Source organism: Micromonospora sp. NPDC007230 (assembly GCF_042869115.1).
Classification (GTDB): Bacteria; Actinomycetota; Actinomycetes; order Mycobacteriales; family Micromonosporaceae; genus Micromonospora.
The window spans coordinates 101,915-121,777 of the sequence record NZ_JBIAFE010000008.1; the positions used below are offsets into that span (position 1 = coordinate 101,915).

24 protein-coding genes and 1 pseudogene are annotated in these 19,863 nt (G+C 70.3%); 9 read left to right on the forward strand and 16 right to left on the reverse strand.

The window, feature by feature from the left end; genetic code table 11:
* Positions 1–359 precede the first annotated feature (359 nt).
* Entirely contained in the window at positions 360–1,112 is a 753-nt protein-coding gene (locus tag ACFYML_RS13790) for a DedA family protein (protein ID WP_387420912.1), read from the reverse strand.
* 198 nt (positions 1,113–1,310) lie between these two features.
* Here ACFYML_RS13790 and ACFYML_RS13795 point away from each other — a divergent pair, with 198 nt between their 5' ends.
* Positions 1,311–2,168, forward strand: a complete 858-nt coding sequence (locus tag ACFYML_RS13795; RefSeq protein WP_387420913.1) for an alpha/beta fold hydrolase — start codon at positions 1,311–1,313, stop codon at positions 2,166–2,168.
* A gap of 84 nt (positions 2,169–2,252) precedes the next feature.
* Here the strand turns inward: ACFYML_RS13795 and ACFYML_RS13800 are convergent, their stop codons facing one another.
* The 5 genes from ACFYML_RS13800 to ACFYML_RS13820 form a co-directional block, all read right to left on the reverse strand.
* Positions 2,253–3,692 carry a protein kinase gene (locus tag ACFYML_RS13800; protein WP_387420914.1) on the reverse strand — a complete coding sequence of 480 codons (1,440 nt, stop codon included), beginning with the start codon at positions 3,690–3,692 and terminating at the stop codon, positions 2,253–2,255.
* Between the two features lie 128 nt (positions 3,693–3,820).
* On the reverse strand, positions 3,821–4,024 hold the full coding sequence (locus ACFYML_RS13805; protein WP_387420915.1) for a hypothetical protein: 204 nt from the start codon (positions 4,022–4,024) through the stop codon (positions 3,821–3,823).
* 2 nt (positions 4,025–4,026) lie between these two features.
* Complete coding sequence (locus ACFYML_RS13810) at positions 4,027–5,091, reverse strand: LacI family DNA-binding transcriptional regulator (protein WP_387420916.1); 1,065 nt, start codon at positions 5,089–5,091, stop codon at positions 4,027–4,029.
* 130 nt (positions 5,092–5,221) lie between these two features.
* Positions 5,222–6,103: a helix-turn-helix domain-containing protein gene (locus tag ACFYML_RS13815; RefSeq protein ID WP_387420917.1), complete on the reverse strand. Its 882-nt coding sequence runs from the start codon at positions 6,101–6,103 to the stop codon at positions 5,222–5,224.
* Positions 6,104–6,217: 114 nt separating this feature from the next.
* Entirely contained in the window at positions 6,218–6,472 is a 255-nt protein-coding gene (locus ACFYML_RS13820; RefSeq protein WP_387420919.1) for a DUF397 domain-containing protein, read from the reverse strand.
* Positions 6,473–6,736: 264 nt separating this feature from the next.
* On the opposite strand from ACFYML_RS13820, the gene ACFYML_RS13825 reads away from it, so the two are divergent.
* A complete protein-coding gene (locus tag ACFYML_RS13825) occupies positions 6,737–7,387 on the forward strand; it encodes a GGDEF domain-containing protein (RefSeq protein ID WP_387420920.1) in 651 nt (216 codons plus the stop codon).
* Positions 7,388–7,417: 30 nt separating this feature from the next.
* On the opposite strand, the gene ACFYML_RS13830 is transcribed toward ACFYML_RS13825, so the two are convergent.
* The 6 genes from ACFYML_RS13830 to ACFYML_RS13855 form a co-directional block, all read right to left on the reverse strand.
* The gene (locus tag ACFYML_RS13830) at positions 7,418–8,443 is read right to left on the reverse strand and encodes a phosphotransferase (protein WP_387420921.1); all 1,026 of its coding nucleotides are present in this window, start codon (positions 8,441–8,443) and stop codon (positions 7,418–7,420) included.
* A gap of 39 nt (positions 8,444–8,482) precedes the next feature.
* Positions 8,483–8,977 (reverse strand): type II toxin-antitoxin system PemK/MazF family toxin, encoded by a 495-nt coding sequence (locus ACFYML_RS13835; RefSeq protein WP_073836525.1) that lies wholly within the window; start codon positions 8,975–8,977, stop codon positions 8,483–8,485.
* Between the two features lie 83 nt (positions 8,978–9,060).
* A complete protein-coding gene (locus ACFYML_RS13840) occupies positions 9,061–9,798 on the reverse strand; it encodes a class I SAM-dependent methyltransferase (protein WP_387420922.1) in 738 nt (245 codons plus the stop codon).
* 89 nt (positions 9,799–9,887) lie between these two features.
* Positions 9,888–10,145 (reverse strand): hypothetical protein, encoded by a 258-nt coding sequence (locus ACFYML_RS13845; protein WP_387421059.1) that lies wholly within the window; start codon positions 10,143–10,145, stop codon positions 9,888–9,890.
* A gap of 47 nt (positions 10,146–10,192) precedes the next feature.
* Complete coding sequence (locus ACFYML_RS13850; RefSeq protein ID WP_387420923.1) at positions 10,193–10,375, reverse strand: hypothetical protein; 183 nt, start codon at positions 10,373–10,375, stop codon at positions 10,193–10,195.
* Positions 10,376–10,522: 147 nt separating this feature from the next.
* Positions 10,523–11,119, reverse strand: coding sequence for a hypothetical protein (locus ACFYML_RS13855; RefSeq protein WP_387420924.1), 597 nt, complete (start codon positions 11,117–11,119; stop codon positions 10,523–10,525).
* 286 nt (positions 11,120–11,405) lie between these two features.
* Between ACFYML_RS13855 and ACFYML_RS13860 the strand changes: the two genes are divergently transcribed.
* Together ACFYML_RS13860 and ACFYML_RS13865 are read left to right on the forward strand one after the other, a co-directional pair.
* A complete protein-coding gene (locus tag ACFYML_RS13860; RefSeq protein WP_387420925.1) occupies positions 11,406–11,948 on the forward strand; it encodes a hypothetical protein in 543 nt (180 codons plus the stop codon).
* Between the two features lie 448 nt (positions 11,949–12,396).
* Positions 12,397–12,513, forward strand: a pseudogene (locus tag ACFYML_RS13865) (IS5/IS1182 family transposase); the annotation flags it as partial.
* 118 nt (positions 12,514–12,631) lie between these two features.
* Here ACFYML_RS13865 and ACFYML_RS13870 read toward each other — a convergent pair.
* Positions 12,632–12,868 (reverse strand): hypothetical protein, encoded by a 237-nt coding sequence (locus ACFYML_RS13870; protein WP_387420926.1) that lies wholly within the window; start codon positions 12,866–12,868, stop codon positions 12,632–12,634.
* A gap of 44 nt (positions 12,869–12,912) precedes the next feature.
* Here ACFYML_RS13870 and ACFYML_RS13875 point away from each other — a divergent pair, with 44 nt between their 5' ends.
* Entirely contained in the window at positions 12,913–14,349 is a 1,437-nt protein-coding gene (locus ACFYML_RS13875; RefSeq protein ID WP_387420927.1) for a tetratricopeptide repeat protein, read from the forward strand.
* Between the two features lie 219 nt (positions 14,350–14,568).
* Entirely contained in the window at positions 14,569–15,030 is a 462-nt protein-coding gene (locus tag ACFYML_RS13880; protein WP_387420928.1) for an Imm10 family immunity protein, read from the forward strand.
* A 162-nt stretch (positions 15,031–15,192) separates the two neighbouring features.
* On the opposite strand, the gene ACFYML_RS13885 is transcribed toward ACFYML_RS13880, so the two are convergent.
* A complete protein-coding gene (locus tag ACFYML_RS13885; RefSeq protein WP_387420929.1) occupies positions 15,193–15,594 on the reverse strand; it encodes a hypothetical protein in 402 nt (133 codons plus the stop codon).
* 86 nt (positions 15,595–15,680) lie between these two features.
* Here ACFYML_RS13885 and ACFYML_RS13890 point away from each other — a divergent pair, with 86 nt between their 5' ends.
* Positions 15,681–16,139 (forward strand): hypothetical protein, encoded by a 459-nt coding sequence (locus ACFYML_RS13890; protein ID WP_387420930.1) that lies wholly within the window; start codon positions 15,681–15,683, stop codon positions 16,137–16,139.
* Here the strand turns inward: ACFYML_RS13890 and ACFYML_RS13895 are convergent.
* Positions 16,136–16,504: a hypothetical protein gene (locus tag ACFYML_RS13895; RefSeq protein WP_387420931.1), complete on the reverse strand. Its 369-nt coding sequence runs from the start codon at positions 16,502–16,504 to the stop codon at positions 16,136–16,138. The genes ACFYML_RS13890 and ACFYML_RS13895 overlap by 4 nt on opposite strands.
* A gap of 160 nt (positions 16,505–16,664) precedes the next feature.
* Between ACFYML_RS13895 and ACFYML_RS13900 the strand changes: the two genes are divergently transcribed.
* Both ACFYML_RS13900 and ACFYML_RS13905 read left to right on the forward strand, forming a co-directional pair.
* Positions 16,665–17,309 (forward strand): SMI1/KNR4 family protein, encoded by a 645-nt coding sequence (locus ACFYML_RS13900; protein WP_387420932.1) that lies wholly within the window; start codon positions 16,665–16,667, stop codon positions 17,307–17,309.
* A 406-nt stretch (positions 17,310–17,715) separates the two neighbouring features.
* Positions 17,716–18,102 carry a hypothetical protein gene (locus ACFYML_RS13905; RefSeq protein WP_387420933.1) on the forward strand — a complete coding sequence of 129 codons (387 nt, stop codon included), beginning with the start codon at positions 17,716–17,718 and terminating at the stop codon, positions 18,100–18,102.
* Between the two features lie 982 nt (positions 18,103–19,084).
* Here the strand turns inward: ACFYML_RS13905 and ACFYML_RS13910 are convergent.
* Positions 19,085–19,273: a hypothetical protein gene (locus ACFYML_RS13910; RefSeq protein ID WP_387420934.1), complete on the reverse strand. Its 189-nt coding sequence runs from the start codon at positions 19,271–19,273 to the stop codon at positions 19,085–19,087.
* Between the last annotated feature and the right edge of the window lie 590 nt (positions 19,274–19,863).

Sequence of the window (19,863 nt, forward strand, 5' to 3'; positions counted from 1 at the left end):
CGGCCGTCGAGCCACCACTTTCCGGGAAAGTGGCCCTCCGACCGCCGAAAGACCACACTTTCCTCGAAAGTACAGCCCCGAGCAGAGGCACCCGCAGCGAGGCGTGCCTCCGGGGCCAGCGCACACCCCGTACCCGATGCGCGGACCACGCAGGCCCGCACAGCCGGGCGGCGCGCAAGCACGACGCGGGTGTGGCCCGCCGTGACAGGCGCAGGGATCAAGCCTGACCGCCCGGAGCCGGGCACGGCGGGCCACACCCAGCAGCGACCGGAGACGGCGCCGGGCCGCACCCCCATCCGCGACCGAACAAGCGGCGGGCCATGCCCAGCAGCGGCGACAGGCGAGACGGGACCCGCGAGCTACCGGTCGTCGCTCTCCTCGGGCACGTACCAGCCGCCCCGGTACAGGGTCCCGCGAGGCGGCTCGACCGGGACCGACCGGGACCGTCGCGCCCGGCGTACCCGGCTGAACACGAACCAGCCGACCGCGCCCACGCAGACTACGATGACGACGTTCTGCAGCGTCCCGACGTACGTCTCGACCACGTGCCAGTTCTCGCCGAGCAGGTAGCCGGCCAGTACGAAGACGCTGTTCCAGATCAGGCTGCCCAGCGTGGTGTAGAGCAGGAAGATCGGCACGGGCATCCGTTCGACGCCGGCCGGGATGGAGATGAGGCTGCGGAAGATCGGAATCATCCGGCCGAAGAAGACCGCCTTGACGCCGTGCCGGAGGAACCACGCCTCGGTACGGTCGACGTCCTCCAGCTTGACCAGCGGCAGCCGGGCCACGATGGCGCGCATCCGGTCCCGGCCGAGGGCGGCGCCGATCCGGTAGAGGGCGAGCGCACCCAGCACCGAGCCGAGGGTGGTCCAGAGGATCGCCCCGGGCAGGCTCATCCGGCCCTGGCTGGCGGTGAACCCGGCGAGCGGGAGGATCACCTCGCTGGGGATGGGCGGGAAGAGGTTCTCCAGTGCCACGGCGAGACCGGCGCCGGGGCCGCCGAGCCGTTCGACCAGGCCGGTGACCCAGCCGACGGGCCCGTCACCGGCCGGCTCCGCGGCCCTCGGGGCGTTGACACGGGGGCCGAGCAGGAGCGGTGCGTTTCCGATCATCCGACTACGTTACGGTCCGCCGCGGCCGGCGACCACGAAACCGTCGCCGGCCGGCTGCGGAGGGCCAGAGCGTCACCCGCGAGGCCGGCCACCCGCAGGCGCGGACCAGGCGACACTCCACTGAGCACGGGCGATCGTGTCGGACCGGTGACCTACAGTGAGCCGGTGGGGCCGCCGGCCTCGGAGAGGAGAGGGCCGATGACGCGCGCACCCGTCGAGGGCGCCATCCGGTCCGCCGACGGCACCACCATCGCGTACGAACGCAGCGGCTCCGGGCCGACCGTGGTGATGGTGGACGCCGCCGGCGGATTCCGTGAGATGGGGCCGATGCGTCCCTTGGCCGCCCGGCTGGCCGACGAGTTCACCGTGGTCTGCTACGACCGGCGGGGCCGGGGCGGCAGCTCGGACACCGCGCCCTACCACGTGGACCGCGAGGTCGACGACCTGCGGGCGCTGATCGAGGAGATCGCCGCCCCGGCGTGCCTGTTCGGCTTCTCGTCCGGGGCGGTGCTGGCGCTGATCGCGGCCGCGCGAGGGCTGCCGGTGGACCGGCTGGCGCTGCTCGAGCCCCCGCTGGATCTCGCCAGCGCCCCGACCGGCGAGCCGGGGCTGGCCGCGGAGATCGCCGAGCTGGTGGCGGCGGGTCGCCGGGGCGACGCCGTGGCGCACTTCCAGACGAGCATCGGCGTGCCGGCCGAGATGACCGTGGGCATGCGGGAGAGCCCCTGGTGGCCGGCGCTGGAGCGGCTGGCCCACACCCTGGTCTACGACCTGACGATCGTCGACGCGCTGCCGGCGGAGGAACTGGCCCGGGTCACCGTGCCGACCCTGGTGGTCGACAGCGAGCAGAGCGACGCGCGGCTGCGCGAGTGGGCCGCCGGCGTCGTGGCGGCGCTGCCGCACGGCCACCGGCGCAGCATGCGCGGGGACTGGCACCAGGTGCCCGACGCCGACCTGGCACCCGTGCTGGCGGACTTCTTCGCCGGCTGCGCCGACCTGGTCGGGCCGGCGCAGCGCACGGAGAGCGGACAGGTGACAGCCGACGCGGGGCGGTGACGCCGACGGGCTGGCCCACGAGGAACAGCATCGCCGCCGCCAGCCCGGGGCCGGCGGCGGGGTGATCCGGCGCGGTGGGTCGGCTCAGCCCTCGTCCTGGCTGCCGCCGCGCACCTGCGCGTACGTGTCGAGCAGGTCCTGGAGGTCGGCGGCGGTCCGCTCATCGACCTTGCCCTCGTCGGCCGCCTTCTCGATGCGTTCGCGCAGGTCCTCGATGCGCTCGGGGCGATCCTTCGGCTTGCCCCGCTCCAGCTCCCGGGCCTTCTTCAGCAGGTCTACGGCGGTCTTCCGGTCGATGTCGCGGCCGGCCGCCTGCGCGAGCACCTCGCCGAACCGCGCGACGAGCTCGCGCAGGGTGACCGGCGCCGCCGGAGTGGTCGCGGCCGGCTCGGTGGCGGCCGGCTCCGGGGCGGACGACTCCGGCGTGGCCTCCTCCGTGGGCGCGGTGATGCTCGGCCCGGCGGCCGGCTGGTTGCCGGAGTTGCCGTCGAGCAGCAATGCGCCGACCAGGCCGAGCAGGAGCACCAGCCCGGCCGCGAGCAGCATCCCGATGGGCCGGTTCGACCGGCCGGGCGGGCGCGACGGCGGCGGCGGGGCCGGGCGGGCCGGCGCGGCCGCGCGGTCGATGAGGGTCGGCGGGTGCTCGGCCCGGACGACGGTGGGCAGGATCGCGGTCGGCGGGTCGGCCGGCTGGCCGGCGCCGAAGCGGGTGGCGAGCTGGGCGGCGGTGGGCCGGTGGGCCGGGTCGACGGAGAGGCAGGCCAGGGTGAGGTCGGCGACGTCGGCCGGCAGCCCCGGTACGTGCGGCGGCGGCACCGGGGGTCGCCGGGCCTGCACGTCGAGCACGTCGTCCCAGGTCTGCACGGGCAGCGGGGCCCGCCCGGTGAGGGTGCGGTAGAGCAGCGCGCCGAGGGCGTACACGTCGCTGGCGGGGTTCGCCGGGCCGGGCGTCATCCGCTCCGGGGCGAAGTACGCGGGGGTGCCCATCATCAGCTCGCCGGTCTGGCCGGCGAGGGGGTGGCGCGGACCGGCGAGCGTGGCGATGCCGAAGTCGAGCACCTTCGCGCCGGTCTCGGTGAGCATCACGTTGCCGGGCTTGATGTCGCGGTGCACGACGCCGATCCGGTGCGCGGCGGCCAGGGCGGCGGCTACCTGGCCGGCCAGCCGGACCGCCTCCGGCCAGGCGAGCGGCCCGCCGGCGAGCCGGTCGGCGAGGGTCCGCCCCTCCACCAGCTCCATGACCAGGTACGGCACCACCGAACCGTCCGGCAGGGTCGCCTCGCCGTAGTCGTAGACCTGGGTGACGTGCGGGTGGGTGAGGCGGGCCGCGGCGCGCGCCTCGCGCTGGATGGTGGCCCGCAGCTGCGGGTCGGCGGCGAGTTCCGTGGCGAGGGCCTTGACCGCGACGGGGCGGTGCAGCACCTCGTCGTCGGCGTGCCACACCTCGGACATCCCGCCGAGCCCGATGCGCTCGCGCAGGACGTACCGATCGTGGAGCCGCAGCGTGGGTGTGAACGGCGACATGATGGTCCAGTCTGCCTGGCGATCCGCGCGCCCCACCAACCCGGTGCCCGGTTCCGCCCCGAGCAGGCACGGGTGGGCGGAAACGGGGGTCGCCCGGGTGGCGTCGGCGCCCGGGCGAGCCGTCGAGGTCAGGGCGTGCAGGACGGCATGGAGGCCGGGTGGGGTTCCATCCGGTCGGCGAGCCGGCGCAGGGCGCCGGCGACGGCCAGCCGGGTGGGGGCCAGGCGGGGCGCGCGCGGCCGGTCGGGGCGGACCGGCGCGTCGGGCCGGGCCGAGTTGACGTGCCGGGTCACCGCGTCGACGGCGAGGACGAAACCGGTGGGCTGTTCCATGGTCAACTCCTGGTGACGGGACGGGTGGAGGTTCGGATGACGGGTTCGGTGGGGAGCAGTACGTGTCCCGCGGCCGGGTCGGCCGGCGGGGCCAGCAGCAGCGCGGCGGCGAGTCGCCCCTTCTCCTCGGCCGGTTGGCGCACGGTGGTGAGCCCGGCGGTGGCGGCCTCGGCGATGTCGTCGAAGCCGGTGACCGAGACGGGGTGGGCCAGCCGCGGGCCGATCTCGGCGAGCGCGTCGAGCACCCCGAGGGCGAGCACGTCGGAGCAGGCCAGGACGGCGGTTGGTGGGGCGTCTCCGGCCAGGACGGTAGCGACGGCGGCGGCCCCGGCGGCGCGGCTGTTGACGCTGGCGTTGAGCACGGTGATCGCGGGCCAGGGCACGCCGGTGGCGGCGAACGCGTCGGCGAAGCCGGTGAGGCGGCCACGGGTCGTCGGGTGCGGCGCGTCGGACGGGTCGGCCAGGCGGAGCGGCCCGGGCGGGGCGTCGGGCAGCACGGCGTCGCCGAGCAGGGCCACCCGGCGGTGGCCGAGGGCGGCGACGTGCTCGGCGACGGACCGGGCCGCCGCGCGCTCGTCGATGCCGACGTAACGGTCGGTCGGGCCGGCGTCGGCGCGGGACGCGGTGGTGACGTAGGGCAGTCCCCGGTCGCGGATGGCGCCCAACACCCAGTCCTCGTCCCCGACGCAGTAGACGCAGAAGCCGTCGACGGCGGCGTTCTCGACGGCGGCGCGGACCCGGGTGTGCTCGGCCGGCAGCGGGACGAGCAGCAGGCTGATGTCGTGCTGCTCGACCGCCGCGCTGACCCCGGCGAGGAAACGCACCGCGAACGGGTCGGTGAAGGCGTACGACAGCTGGGAGGTGAAGAGGACGCCGATCGCGCCGACGAACCCGCGGCGCAGCGATCGGGCGGTCGGGTCGGGGCCGGGGTACCCGAGGCCCTGCGCGGCGTCGAGGATCTTCGCCCGCAGGGCGGTGGAGAGCTGGTCGGGGCGGCTGTAGGCGTTGGACACGGTGCTCCGGGACACGCCCACGGCGTCCGCGACGTCCTGCAGGGTCGGTTTCACCGGACCGCCACCCCTTCTGGATCGATTCAGAACTGTATCGATCCAGAGATTACCCGCGCGGGTCGGCACGCGTCAATGGACATCGGCGAAGAGCCGGGCCCGGCCCCGGCCGGCAGGCGGATCAGCCGGATCAGGCCGAGAACTCGTCCCGGATCTCGACGAGCATTTCCCGGGTACGCTCCGGCGGCGCGGCCTCCACGCAGAGCCGCTCCATGGCCAGCGCGTAGTAGTCGAGATCGTCGCGCTTGTCGAGGTAGATCGCGCTGGTCAACTGTTCGATGTAGACGACGTCCGGCAGGTCCTGGTCGCCGAAGCGCAGGATGCTGAACGCGCCGCTGGCGGCGGCGTGCCCACCTGCGGCGAAGGGCACGATCTGGAGCTGGACGTGCGGTTGGGCGGTCGCCGCGATCAGCGCGTCGAGCTGCGCGCGCATCACCTCGGGGCCACCGATCGGCCGGCGCAGGGCAGCCTCGTCGAGCACCGCCCAGAGCTGGGGCGGCTTGTCCCGGCGCAGCACCTCCTGGCGCTTCGTGCGCAGGCTCACCCGCCGGTCGACCTCCTCGTCGGGAGCGCCGCGGTGGCCCAGCAGGATCACCGCCCGGGCGTACTCGGGGGTCTGGAGCAGACCCGGCACGAACTGCACCTCGTATGTGCGGATCAGCGCGGCGGCCGCCTCCAGCCCCAGGTAGGACTGGAACCAGCTGGGCAGCACGTCCCCGTAGCGGTGCCACCAGCCGGGGCTGTTCGCGTCCCGGGCCAGCTTGAGCAACGCCTCCCGCTCCTCGGCGGCGGTGACGCCGTAGAGGGTGAGCAGATCGGCGACGTCGCGCTCCTTGAAGCCGACCCGGCCCAGCTCCATCCGGCTGATCTTCGACTCGGAGGAGCGGATCTCCCAGCCGGCGCTCTCCCGGCTCACTCCGGCGCCCTCGCGCAGGCGCCGCAGCTGCGCCCCCAGCAGCATGCGCAGCACCGTCGGCCCGCTGGCCGGATCACCCGCGGGTACCGTCGTCACCTGGCCGTCCTTCGCATGCCGACTGTCGCCGACCGGACGCCCCGGCCCGGCCGACGTGTAAGCATGCCATGACCCCTCAGTGAGGTGAACCCCTCCGAACGGCCGACCCGCCGGTCAGCCGGCGGCGCGGCGGGTGATCAGGTCGTCGAAGTCGCCGTCGCGGGCGCCGAGCACGAAGGCCGCGATCTCGTCCACTGTGTAGATCAGCGCGGGTCCGTCGGGGTGCCGGGAGTTGCGGACGGCGATTCCGGCGCCGCCGGGCAACTCGGCCAGCTCGACGCAGTTGCCACTCGGGTTGCTCCGGCGACTCTTCTGCCAGCGCAGCGGCGGCAGCTGACTGGTCGGTACGCCATTCTCAGGCTGCTGCATGGGGCGTCTTTCTGTGCAAGAGCCAGCCGATGCCGCGGGGAGGAGCGGTGGGTGGCGACGCGGGTTCTGTCGACTGAGGAGTGAGATGCACGTGCATCTGCTATTGCATCTGCATTGGACAGCAAGCATGATAACCACACGTGCGGTGTACCCACAGGTTCACTCTGGGTTACCCAGACGCCGGTTGCGACCGGGGAAGACACGGGCCTGGCGCGGTCGGCCCCAGTGGCCGGCGAGGCCGAGGGCTGCGGTAAAGGAGGGCGCGTGCCGGATCCGATGACCATCGCCTCCGGTCTCTCCGCCGCCGGCGCCATCGTCTCCGCCTGGCAACTGCGCCGCCGGGCACTGCGGGCGGAGACGCAACTCGAGCTGCTCCAGGCCGAACTGGAGGCCGAGCGGCACGCAGCCAGCCACGACCCGCTCACCGGGCTGCCCAACCGCCGCGCCTTCTTCCGGCTGGCGGCGGCCCTGCTGACCGACGCCGCCGGCCAGCCGCTGGTGGCGATCGTGCTGGACCTCGACGACTTCAAGCAGGTCAACGACCGCTACGGGCACGCCGCCGGCGACCAGGTGCTGGTCAGCACAGCGCAGCGGCTGTCCGCGTTCGCCGGGGACAACCTGGTCGCCCGCCTCGGCGGGGACGAGTTCGCCGGCCTGCTCGCCAGCCCGACGGTGGACCGGCGGTGGATCGAGCACGCCACCCGCAGGCTCTGCGAGGCGCTCGCCGCGCCGATCCCGCTGGGCACCCGCACCGTGCGGGTGACCGCCTCGGTCGGGCTCGCCCCGGTGCACGGTCCCGCCCAGCTCACCGACGCGCTCTGCCGGGCCGACGCGGCGATGTACCAGGCGAAGAGCATCAGCGGCGGCCGCGCGACCCGCCAACTCGTGGAGGCATCTCACCTCGCCGAGTGCTGATCGGCGACCCGGCCGCCAGCCGGGGGCGGGTCAGTCGTCCCAGCGGCCCAGGTCTCGCAGCGCCTGACGGGCCAGGCCGACCAGGCCCACCGACGACAGCAGGCCCGCCACGATCTTCAGCGCGCGGACCCGGTCGGCCTCGGACCGCCCGGCATCCGCCACGTCGCCGGCCCAGCTCCCGATGTCGTCCAACGCGCGGACCCCGAGGTGGTAGGCCAGCCGGACCGGATCCAGCTCCACCGGGCCGTACCCCTCGAAGAAGGCCGCCTGCTGCGCGGGAGTCACCGGCGCGAACGCGAGCACACCGCCGACGACGAACATCAGGTCCCGTTCGCGCGGAGCGAGCACCGCGTCGTCCCAGTCGATCAGCCAAACCCGCCCGTCGGGGCCGAGCAGGAGGTTCCCCAGGTGCGGGTCGCCGTGGCAGACCACCAGGTCCGCCGGACGGGACCGCAGCTCCGCGCCGAGGCGGTCCACCCGGTCGAGCAGGATCGCCAGGTCATCGGCCCACTCCCGCCAGTGGGCCGCCACGGCACGGGTCCACGGATCGGGGTCGTCCACTCCCCGCAGCCGGCGATCCATCTCCCGAACCGCCGCGCCGATCGCCGCGTGCGTGTGGTCCTCCCGGGGCAACCCGGCCAACTCGTCGGTCGCGGTGGCCGCGTGCGTCGCGGCCAGCACCTCACCGTACGCACGCCAGTGGGCGGCGTGCATGCCGCCGCCGAGGGCCCGTTCGTCCGACGCCCACGGCACGACCGACAACCGCCGCCCCTCGTGGACGGTGCACACCTCGCCGGAGGCGGTGGTGAGCGGTGCGACGATGCCCGGTACGCCTTGGCGGGCCAACTGCGCTGTTACCAACAGCCCGGCCGGAGTGCCACCGCCGCTCAGCTTGACCGCGTAGTCGCCACCGTCGGCGGTGGTGGCCCGCCACAGCTCGGCCGTGGGGTCCGCGCCGTACCCCACGGGCACGGCGGAGACCAGGGCCAGGCCGAAGTCCTCCGCCACCCACCGGGCGAGCCGCTCATCCACGCTCGTCGTCACGTCGCTCGTCACCGGGCCAAGATGCCATTCCGCAGACCAGTGGGCGAGCAGTTATCGCCAGCCGTAACCGGCGCGCAGGGCCTGGCCCACCCGGTCGAACCGCCGCCGGTCCAGCACCGCGCCCTCGCGGCGGATGCTGTCCTCGCGCATGGTGAGCACCCGGTCGAGGCGGACCCAGCTCGGGCGCTGGTCCCGGTCCCACTCCCCCGGGCCCAGGGCCAGCCAGTGCCGCTGGCCGTCCCGGTCGCTCTGGCTGGACAGCATCAGCCCGAACAGCGTGCGGCTCTGCCGGCCGACCACCAGCACCGGACGGTCCTTGCCCTGCCGGGGATCGTCCTCGTACGGGACCCAGGTCCAGACGATCTCCCCCGGGTCGGCCTGCCCGTCCAGCTCCGGGGCGTACGACAGCTCGCGCCGCTGCAGCGCGGCGACCTGGCGGCGCCGGGCGACCTGGGCCGGGATCGGCCCAGCGGTCGGGGCCGGCACGGACCGGCCACCGGTGATCCGGCCGAACCGGGACGCCACACTCCTCAACAGACCTGCCACGGCGGGCAGCCTATCCCCCGGGCGCACCAGCCACCCAGCCCCGGCACCGGGAAACCGCGCGGGCCGAGCGGCGCAGGGTGCGGTCAGGCCGGGCGGCGGGCGAGGACCAGGGTGGTACGCAGGTCCAGCACCACCGTGCCGCCGAACCCGTCGACGGCCGCGCCGACCGCGGCGAGCACCCGCTCGCGCAGCTCCGGAGGCCGCCGCAGTTGGGGTGAGAAGGTGCTGACCAACCGCTGGTACGCCGCCGTGTCGAGCGGCACCGCGCGTTGGAAGCGCACTGACCGGACGTCGGTGAAGAGCCCGCTGTCCGCGATGTCGGCGCGGAACCAGTCCTCCGGACGGTCGTGGTGCGGCTCCGGGTCCGCCGACTGGAACGCTGCCCGCAGACCGGCGGCGTGGTCGGGGTCGACGTAGTCGTAGCGGTGCGCGAAGACGGCCAGGGTGCCGCCGGGGGTGAGGGCGTCGTGGGCCCGCCGGTTACGGGTGGCCGCGTCCAGCCAGTGCCAGGCCAGCGCGCAGGCCAGCGCCGGCACCCCGCCGGGCGGCGCGGTCCACTCCTCGAACGGGGCGGTCACCACGTCGACGTCGGGGAAGTGAGCCGCCAGCACCTGGGCCATCCGGCGATCCGGCTCCACGCAGATCATCGGTGCGCCCAGGGTGAGCAACGCCCGGGTGGCCAGGCCGGTCCCGGCGCCGATCTCGACCAGGGCGCCGGGTGTCCCGCCGTGGTACGCGCGGATCGTCTCGACCAGGTCGGGTGGGTAGCCCGGACGGGCCTCGTCGTAGTCGCTGGCCACCTCACCGAAGAGCTCAGACATGATCGCCATCCTCGCAGGGGTGGGCCGGCTGCCGCTGATCCTTCGACGTGGATTGCCGGCGAGCCGACTGGACGGGGTGCAGTGCGAGGTCAACCGGCCTGGTGCCCCACGTCTCGGCTCGGTTCGGCTGGCACGGTTGCTGTACTTCGCTGCTGTCCTGCTGGTGTCAGCCGAGCGGCCTCCCTGGTCCAGCCGACGAAGCGGCGGTGCAACACGCCGGCCGGTGTCCAGGGCATGTCCTCGGTGGCTTGGACGAGGTAGGAGCCGAGGTAGAGGGCCAGCGACACCGGAGCATCGTCGTACTCCGCCCGTAGCTCCCGCTTACCGGTCGGGTAGGGCCAGGGCAGGTCGCAGCCTCCGCAGCTCTAGATCGGCATGACCGGGCCGTGGGTGGTCACCGCACACCGCCGAGGAATCGGGCGGTGATCGTCTGGGCCTGCCGGCTGGTTGCCCAGTCCACCTGCCAGCACGGGTACGGAGTCAGCCGTGACCACCAGGAGCGGCAGCCGGCGCACATGCCATCGAGTCCTCGGACGTGCACCGCGAGGATGGCCCGCTCCATCTCCCCCTTTGGCATGGCTGAGCCGGACAAGCGTCCGGCAGGCCATCTCTCTGCTCCGGTCGGAAGGGCTCGCTCCCGTGAGCTGTATCCAGCCAACCGGATCCGCGTCGGCCGCTGACCTGCGCATTACGAGTTTGTCGCGGCCTCGTGGTCGTCGCGATCCTATTCCATGTCGAGTCGCCGTTGCTGTTCTCCGGTGTCCGCCGCGGTTCGAGGGCTTGGTGGCTGCTTGTCGCCCTCTCGGGCAAGCGTCCCGGGCAGCGCTCTCGTCGACACTCCTAGCGCTAGGGCTTTCACAACGCGACGGAACGCCCGCATGCGTTGACGGGCACCGCCCACCGGCTTGATGTGTCCTCGCCGCACCACCACTTGTACAGCTGCCTCAAAGGCCCGTTCCTTGCCCATGTACTGGCCGAAGTCCTCTTGCGTCAGCTCAACCGCCTGGCTCGACAGGCGTCTGTATTCGCGGATCAGTCCGAGGGCTTGCTTGCGCAGTTCCTCAGATCCGGGCGTCATGAAGAAGCGGGTCGACGCCTCGTACCGATCGGCAGATAGCGGGTCGGAGGCAGTTGGGACGCCGCGCTGGCGGTCTTTCAGCTGTCCCACATGCCGTCCGTACTGAACCGCAAGACTGAGCGCCGCGTCGGCCAAGTCACGGACCCGTTGGCGCCGCTCCTCCGCTCGCCTACGGACAATGTCGCCGATCAGCACCAAGATGCCGCCGACCACCGCTCCAAGCAACCCGGCGAGTGCCTCCATGAGGTAATCGTTGCTGCAAGGCGCAACCCAACCCCCGCTGGGGGGAGCCTGGTCGGGGTGGTCAGGCAGCGTCAATAGGCATCATCCCGTTGGCTGACGCGCGGTGCCGTTGCCGCTCTTTCCACCCGCCATCCTCGCGCGGCGGCCTGTTTGCTGACTTACTGCTGACTTCGCCTGACAACGGTGGCTGGCCGGTGCTTGCGAGCTACCTGGTAACCGGTTGCCTCGGTCCAGGCCTTCATAGCGGGGCACCGATTCAATGTGGTCGCTGCGTAGGGTGGGCGTCGTGAACGGCGAGGCTCAGGCTCGGTGGCGAGCACGCTTGGTGAAGATTGGTGCCGGACTGGCCGCCGTGCTCGTCGTCTGCGCTGTCGAGATTTACCTGGTGCGGCCGCTCTTGGCGGAGGCTCTCTACACGGCCCGCTCGTTCATCACCGGCTGTATCACCGCTCCGGACGAGCCGGCAAAGCTGACTGGTGAGGCGGTGTTTCAGCGGGCGCCGACAGGCGCGACGCCGGTTGAAGGGCCGAGTGTGCGACAGCCGTGCGCCGATGGTGGCGGCAGTGAGAGCAAGCTCTGGGGTGAGGTGGCCGTCGAGTATCGCAGTGGGCTGTCGGCCGAGGAGATCCGAGGCCACTACGAGGCGGTCGCCCGCGACTCGGGGTGGGGCTTCGATGTCTCAGACCTGCGGCTGGTGTTCGCCAAAAAGACGCTGCGGGATCGTTGCCTCTGGTTGAGCGTCTATCGCGATGACGCTGGCCGGCCCGGCTACTACAGCGTCGAGGTCCACTTCTGGCCCAAGTACAAGGACTCCTTCTGCGACGACTGAGGCAGCGCCGGTTGCGACCAGGACAGCCGGACCGAAGCGGCCACATCTCGCTTACAAGAGGAACATGCCGCTGGCGCGCCACTCCGGCTGCCTGGAAGTGGCCGATCCCTGTCCATCTCGCACGCGCCTGCGCTCCTTCCGTCTGAGCTCTGTGCACCACGTACGCACATGTCCGGGAAAGGCTGCACGCTCGGGGCTTCGTTCATGCCAGTGCTCCTCAGCGTGCTGCCGTCCGGCGTGGTTGCTGTCCGCGTTGCTGTCGAAGGCAGCAGCGCCGCTGCAATCGCCGAAATAGGCTGTCGGTCGTGCGGCTTGGGTCGGATTGGAGATCGTCCTGCAGGTTCGCCGTAGATAACGATCACTCGATGTCATGAAGATGAATCCCGGTCAAAACCATCGGCCGTTAGCGGCGTTGGGCTGGTCATGGGTGATCGAAAGCCGTATCCCAGCCTGGGTGGACGCCGGCTTCAAACAGGACGTCGCGGTCCACGGCGCCGTCCTGGGCATCGACGTCGAGATCGTCAAACGCTCCGACACCGGCCAGGGGTTCGTGCCGGTCCGCAAGCTGCAGGCAGGGCAACCGCGCCCGATCGAGCTGTGTGACACGTTCCTGTCCTGAGTCTGGGCAGGCTGCGACGTTTAGGCAGCTGACTCGGCCGCCCCGGGGACGCTGATCCCGGCGATCAGGCGCGCCGGCCGTTGGCGAAGCGACCCTGGTTACTCTGCGGCCGGTCAGGCGCCTGCGGAACGTCGGGGCGCGGGTACGGGTTGCCGTCGCGGCCCGGCGCCGGCCCGAGCCGGACGATGTTGTGCGGCAGCCCGTCGCGGTAGTCGCCGCGCCACAGCCGTTCGCGCTCCCCTTCGTTTCCGGTTGCTCGGCCCGGCTCATCCAGGAAGCCCGCAGCAGCTATCTTCACCACGGTGGCAACAGCCGCACTCTCGCCCTCACCCGTCCCGTTCCCATATGGTGATCGATGTGCCGTATGTCGACCTGCCGATGATTGGCTTGAAGGGCGAGTGGACGATCGCCGAACCCGAGCGCCGGGTCGCCGCGAGCCTGATGGTGGCGATCCCGCCAGCGCCCGGTCCCGACGCCGACGTGGTGACGCGGTGGAACGCCGGGTACGGGATGCTCGAAGAGATCCGGGACCAGATCCGCGACAACGCGAAGTCGCTGTTCGGCGGCCGGGCGTCGGTGACGGAGACGGCCGGCAAGATCGAGATGATCAGCATGGGCTTCGCCTGCGGTCGGGTGGTTTATGGGGCCGACTTCTGGCTGGGTCTGCTGCACCGCGGGGACGCGAAGAGCTTGGCGTCGGTCGCCGGCTACCTCGACCAGCTCGAACCCGAACTGGCTCGGCTCAGAGATGCTCTGGTCGAGGCGGCGGGGCCGTTGCTGGTGGAGAAGGGTGCCGAGCTCGTCGCCCAGGGCCTCGCGCTGTGGGACCGCGGTGACCGGGAGGACGCCGTCCGGGTGACCCGGCGAGGGGTGGGCGTCCTGCGACACCTGGCGATCGCCGATCCCCGCACGTCCCACCACCTCGCGGCGGCCCTGAGCAACCTTGGCGCCATGCTGGAGGAATCCGGCCGGCCGACAGAGGCCATCCCCATCCTTGAGCAGTCGGTCAGGTTCAGGAGGCTCTTCGCCGGCGAGAGCCAGGAACTCACCGCCGACCTCGCGGCCTCGCTGGGAAACCTTGGCCGCGCGTTCAAATCGTGCGGGTTGCGGGAGAAGGCGACCGAGGCCCTCGGGGAGTCAGTCGAGACCTACCGGGGCCTGGTCGAGGAGGGCGCGTCTGAGCATCGGGCGGCCCTCGCGTCGTCGTTGAACAGCCTGGGAAACGCCCGCGGCCTGGACGCCGCCGCGAGGCGCGACTTCGAGGAGGCCATCGCCCTGCTGCGGGAGCTGGACCCCGAGCACGCCGATGACGGGGCGATGCTGCTCGCGGCGGCGCTGACCAGCATGTGCGGGGTGCTCATGCACCTGGGCGACCGGGATGCGGCCGCAGCCAATTCAGCGGAGGCGGTGACGCTGTTTCGGCGCCTCGGAGAGCCGAACCCTGCGGCAGTCGCACCGTACCTTGCCAAGGCGCTCGTAGTCAGGGCGGAGGCGCTGCACGCCACCGCGCGGCCGGAAGAGGCCCTCACGGCGGCTGAAGAGGCGACCGCGATCGTCCGCGATCGTGCCGTGGAGAATCCGGAGGGGTGGCGCACGCTGCTGGCCGACACGCTATTGCTGCTGGCCAAGCTGTACACCGCGCTGGGCCGCCGGCAGCAGGCGGCGGCGGCCGCCGCGGAGGCCGAACGGCTGGCTGCCGGCGAGAGCCTCCAGGCCGCAGCGACCGGCAGACGGTCGACGCTCCTGTCCCGCGTGAAGTGGCCGCGTTCCAGGCGGCGCTGAGCGCACCGGGCAAGCCGACAAAAGCTGCGTGACGCCACACCCGCACCTCCTGGTACCGCCTTGTCGCCTCAGATGTGGCGGATCACTTTGAGACGACGCCGGGTGCCGCTGATGCCGGTGTTGACCGCTAGATCGGGCACGTGTCGGGCATGCTGTCGGTGTTGGCTGCGGCCGGGTCCGACCACTTGACCGGTGCTACGACCGAGATCAAGGAGAGGGATGGGCTACCCCGAGAGCGACTACCTACCGGCCGTGTTGCGCGGTGCGGCTGAGGCGCAGGATTGCGTCTACATTCTGGGTCTTTGCGAGGATCCGGATCGGGAATCGTGGTGGCTGAGCTTCCAGGAGTGCGGCGAGCCTGACGAGCAGGATCGGGCGCTGGGGTGGGACACGTACTGGATTGGGGCAGGCGTGGACAGCCAGCGAGGCTGTTACGGGGGAGTCGTGGAATGTGAGATCCGTGCCTCTGAGCAGCCAACCCTGCCGAAGATGCCGCCGAGCGATATGAGCCAGCTGCGCCTGGTGCTTGCTGAACAGGCCGCAGCGACACTTCGTCTGCCCACGGAGGTCTATTTCACCCTTCGCCTTCCCGACAGTCAGCTGCAGATGGTCAAACGCGGTTTGGTCCGAGTGCTCAACTCAGGTCGGCCGGACTCAACTCCTCGTCTGCTGCGCATGTAAGACAGGCACGAGACGTACGGCCAACCGTCGGTCGCCCCCCTTCGGTGTGACAGAACGATCGTGGCTCAAGGGCCTGCCAGGATGCGTTGCGCGAGCTGCGGAAGGGGTCCACCAAAGTCCGTCAGTATCCACCGGTGTCCGCACCCCTCGTCACTCAATTCGTCACCCGGTTGGGACCTCATCGACCGACTCATCGTTCTGCCATGGCATGCCGGGCCAGCGATCGAGCGTGGCGAGGAAGTGGGTCACGATGGGCACGAGGTGCCGGGTGTCCACGGTGTCACGGTCGGCGTATTGGTCGACCTGGCTGTTGGTCAGCGTGTATCTCTCCGACGGCTCCAGAGACGCCGCCAGCTCGATGGCGTGATGACCGGCATCGCCGGCCGCGGCTAGGCGCATGACCATCGCCCGGGCACCGCCCACCACCACGACGAGTATCGGGCCTTGTTCATGTTCCACGGACAACGCGCCGCAGCCCGCTGCAATCGCCTCCTGGACGACAAGCAACACCTGCTCCCTCGTCGGCTCTCTCAGCGTCCTGTGCCCCGTGTGCAGCATCCACATGGCTACCCCCTGACCCACAGGACTGTAGATCAGAATCCGGCGTAAAGGTCGACTCGTCCGTCGCCCACCAGGTCAGCCGTTGTCACTTGGCGGCTGGCCTGCTGTTTCACGTCTCCCCGGGCCAGCACATCGTGCTGGCCGCCGAGATCCTCGGCGGGCAACGCGTCGGCATCCGCATCGACGACAAGACCCTGAGCTTCTTCGAGCTGACCACCCGGCATCTGCTGCGCACCCGACCCAACCCGCTCACCCCCGCCGAGGTGGCCCGGCTGCGAGGCGCCCGACCCGCCGGACCACCGCCGCAACCGGCGGCCGGACCGGAGCAGGTGCAGCGGCGGGCCTCCAACAGCGGAGTGGTCATGGTCGTCGGGCAGAAGGTCGCGCTCGGCCGGGTGCATGCCGGCAAGTCGGTCACCATCCACGTCACCGACACCGAGCTGGCCATCGCCTGCGACGACGGCACTCGCCTCGTCCGACGCACCACCGACCGGCCCGTCCGCAACATCAGAGCCAGTAGGCCCCGCAGATTGGCCGCCGATGCCTAGGACATGCGTAGTGCGCGGGCCACCTTCCGCTGCACCACCCGCAGCAGCTTGATCGTCTCCTCGTCAGAAAGGCCAGTGGTGATCGACCAGTCACAGCCAGAACCCACCACGTCGCTCGCGAAGACGATCTCAGTGGAGAGCAACAGCTTTCGCCACTGCGACCTCATCAACGGCTCCCCGCGGTCCAGTGCCTCTCCTAGCCTGCGTCCCTCGCCGTGGTAAAGGTCCACCTGATCCTTGAAGCCCATAGCTCGGGCGAGATCATCCGTGGAATGCGCGGGTCCACCCCACTCGGCCAATCCTCGCCTCAGCAGGAACCGCTCGTCCGAGGTGAGATCGACCGCTACGACGTCAGAGGCGCTCATGCGCGAGATTGTCACCCAGACCCCTGCAGAGACCTACCCCGCACGGGCGCCGAGCGGCTTGGTCCCGTTGCTTCCGGTAGAGGCGGGCATAAGGCAGTTGTCAGGTCGCCCGGTGTGACGGGGCATATGGCTCGGCGGATCGGCCTGGTTTGATCACAGCATGGGTACCGACACCGAGGTGGAGCGGGCATGGCGCCGGATCGAGGATTGGCTGTCGCGGTTTGCCCCCCGATTCCATACGGAGCTGAACCCGCCGGCAACGGCAGCCGAGATCGACACTGTGGCAACCGCCCTTGGTGTGGCGCTCCCGGCCGACCTTCGGATCTGGTGGGGGCTGTCCAACGGAGTCCGGCACGGTATCGGCCTACCAAGTGCACGTCTGATCCCTGACTTCTCGAGTCCATACCCCACGTCCATCGCCCTGCAGCGTTGGCGGATGCACCTGGAGGTCCAACAGGAGTCGTACCCGCCGGGGCTGCGTGACGAGATGGCACGATTCGTGGCCGACCAGAACACCCAGCCAGCGGGCACCCTCCAATCCCAGTTGTACTGGCTCCCCCGATGGCTGCCCATCGCTGGTGACGGTGGCGGAGGTGGCGTATTCATAGACCTGCGTGAGGGTCCGCTACGCGGGTGCCTGGTGGAGTTCTCCCGGCACCACCAGGGCACGACCCCGCTGTGGGAGTCCGTGACGCAGCTGTGGGTAGACGTCGCCGACGAGCTGGAGTCCGTCGACACCGACATGCTCCGCAGCGACCGCATTGACGACCTGGGGTTCGGCGGGTGGGCACCTCCCAGCTCCTAACGGCAACGTGCACGCCGCTACTGCGGAGCGTCCTGACCGAAATGGTCAAAGGCGGCAAGTTCACGTCGCTCACGCAGCGTGAGAGCCGAGCCTCTGAACGGCCGGACGTGTCACCCAACAACTGACACCAATCCGTAACGCGTCTGTGAGGCTCGCGGTGGTGGTCGAGCCCGGGCGTCGGTCCGGCGGCCCCTGACTCCCGGAGGATACGTGAGTTCCGCGGTGAAATCGGTTGTTGCATGTCGTGGGGCCGCCGAACATGGGCGATGTGAGCCGAAGCCTGCGAACAGATCCGCGATCCCGCCAGGCGCTCCGTCGCGCTCTGGGGCCAGACCGGGTGCGGATCCACGTTCATGCACCGCGACCTGGATTCGTGCATCCGGCAAGCGGACGTGACGTTCGTGAGGTGCTGGAGGCGATCGGGGCTTCCGCATGGTACGGGCTACGCGTCATCGAGTTGCGGCAGACCGAGGACTTCGACCCCGGACTGGTGGTCTACGGCAAGACCAGGGCACCAGACGAGATCTTCCTCTACGAACAACCGGCACACGAGGCGGCACGGCTGCGAGACTTCATGCGATTTGACGTACTGCTGCACGAGCTTGGCCATCATCTGCTCCAACACCGTGCCCGGAAGGTGGGCAATATACAGCGACGATCGGACCATGAACGATTCGCCGAAACCTTCGCTGCCCAGTGGAAGCCCGTTGTCCAGGCTGCGCTCAACACCCCGCATCAACAGCGCGCTGACGCACCGCCCGCCCGCGCGAGCCACTTCGATCCCTCACCCTGACGCACTGATGATCGTCTGGCCGGATGTGTCACCCACGTCCCGAGACTGATCCGTCGCTTCAAAGCACTTGCCCCGCTTATTTGGCGTTGTATTGATCAAAAGGTAAGGGCATAGTCGATCAACACGGACAAGATACCTTCTGAGCTGCCGGTTCCTTGGTCATCGGTGGTCAACGTTCGTTGCTCTTGGTCCACCTCCGACGGCCTGGGTACAGCCTGATCTTGGAGCTTCCCTCGGCGGCACCCCAGGACGACCGCTTGCCCCCCAGGCAACCTACACCTGGCTTTGCCCTGGCTCTTGTTGGCAGGGTGAACGGCTGCAGCGTGGGCTTGCCCCTGGCCGTCTGCCAATCGCATCTCAATGTGCCCACCCGTTGTATTCGGGTGGGAACTCTCCACGGAGCAGGCCAATGAAGGCCAATGAAGGCACGACCACATGCCAGCAGTGGGCCGGTAGCCAGGTCGGCGTTGAACGACTCCTGCTCGCCGCCCGTGCCGAAGGAGTTCACGAGATCCTTCGGGATGGCCGGAGACCATGCGTGCAGTCGCCGCAGGACCCGCTCCGACAGGTCACTCGCAAGCGCAACGCGGTCGGGCTCCGTTCCGAGATGCTCGTCCAAGCATGACGAGACACAACCCATGAAGCCGGCCATGGCCTGTGTCTCCCAGTCAGACTGCGCGTCAGCGAGCCATGCGGGAGCCTCGGGAATCGTCTTGGCCTCGTGCGCCAAGAGGTACAACCAAACTTCTGCCTGGTAGTCGCGGACCCAAAAACCAGATCCGCGGTAATCCATGTACGAGCTGCCCACACGGACAGTAGATCACTTAGATCTCGCAGCGGTCGGAGCACGTTCAGGCTCTGATGGCGCGGCGTGATGTGATCGGGTTGTTCGGTTCGGTCCAGGTGATCTCGAAGTAGTAGTCCTTAGTTCAGTGGTGTGAACGCGGGTACGGGACGTCGTGGGATCACGTCCGGTGTCGTCCTATGCCTCACCGCGCGGGTGCTGCGGCGGCGTTGGATCGTCCGGTGGTGGCGGTCGTAACTCTTTCAACACCTCGTCCGCCCGCTTCGGCTGCTTCGGGCCGAACGCGTAACGCACCAGCCAGAACGCGATGAGCGCCCCGATGACGACGATCAGAAAGAAGCACGCTATCCCCCCGGTGATGCCCATATCGCGAAATTATCGTGTTGTGCACAGCGGGGACTCGGTTTCGAGGATGCTCGATCAGGTGGGCGGCGGCCTCGACCGAAGGTGACGACCCGGCCCCGCTGGGTGCGCACGGATGATGGACTGGTTCGCCGTGTACGCGGTGGTGATGGGTGGCGGCATCCTCCTCGGCGCGCTGACGAAGAACGGCAGCTGAAGCTGGACGGCACCGACGCGTTCGAGATCAGGGCCGCTCTGTTGCTCGACGTCTGTAGCAGCTACCGCCTGGCTCCGGAGGCCAGCTGATTCGACCTGCGCATTACGAGTCAGCCCCCGAATGCTGGTCCACGGCCTGGTCCAAATGCCGGACATGGCATCCCGGTCCGCCGTCGTCCGCCCATGCTCGCTGGTTTGGCTGCTCGACGGGATCCTGCTCCTGTTCTGATGCGCCAGCCCTCACGTCTTGGCTTCGCCGGTCGCCGCCAAACGTCTGCCGCGTGCTGCTGCCCGGGAGCGCCCCTGATCCAGCGCGCTTCTGCGCCGAAGGGGCAAGGGTTACGGAAGTCCGGCAGGTGCGCTGCCGAATCGCCAGATAATGCGGGAGTTAGCCTGCG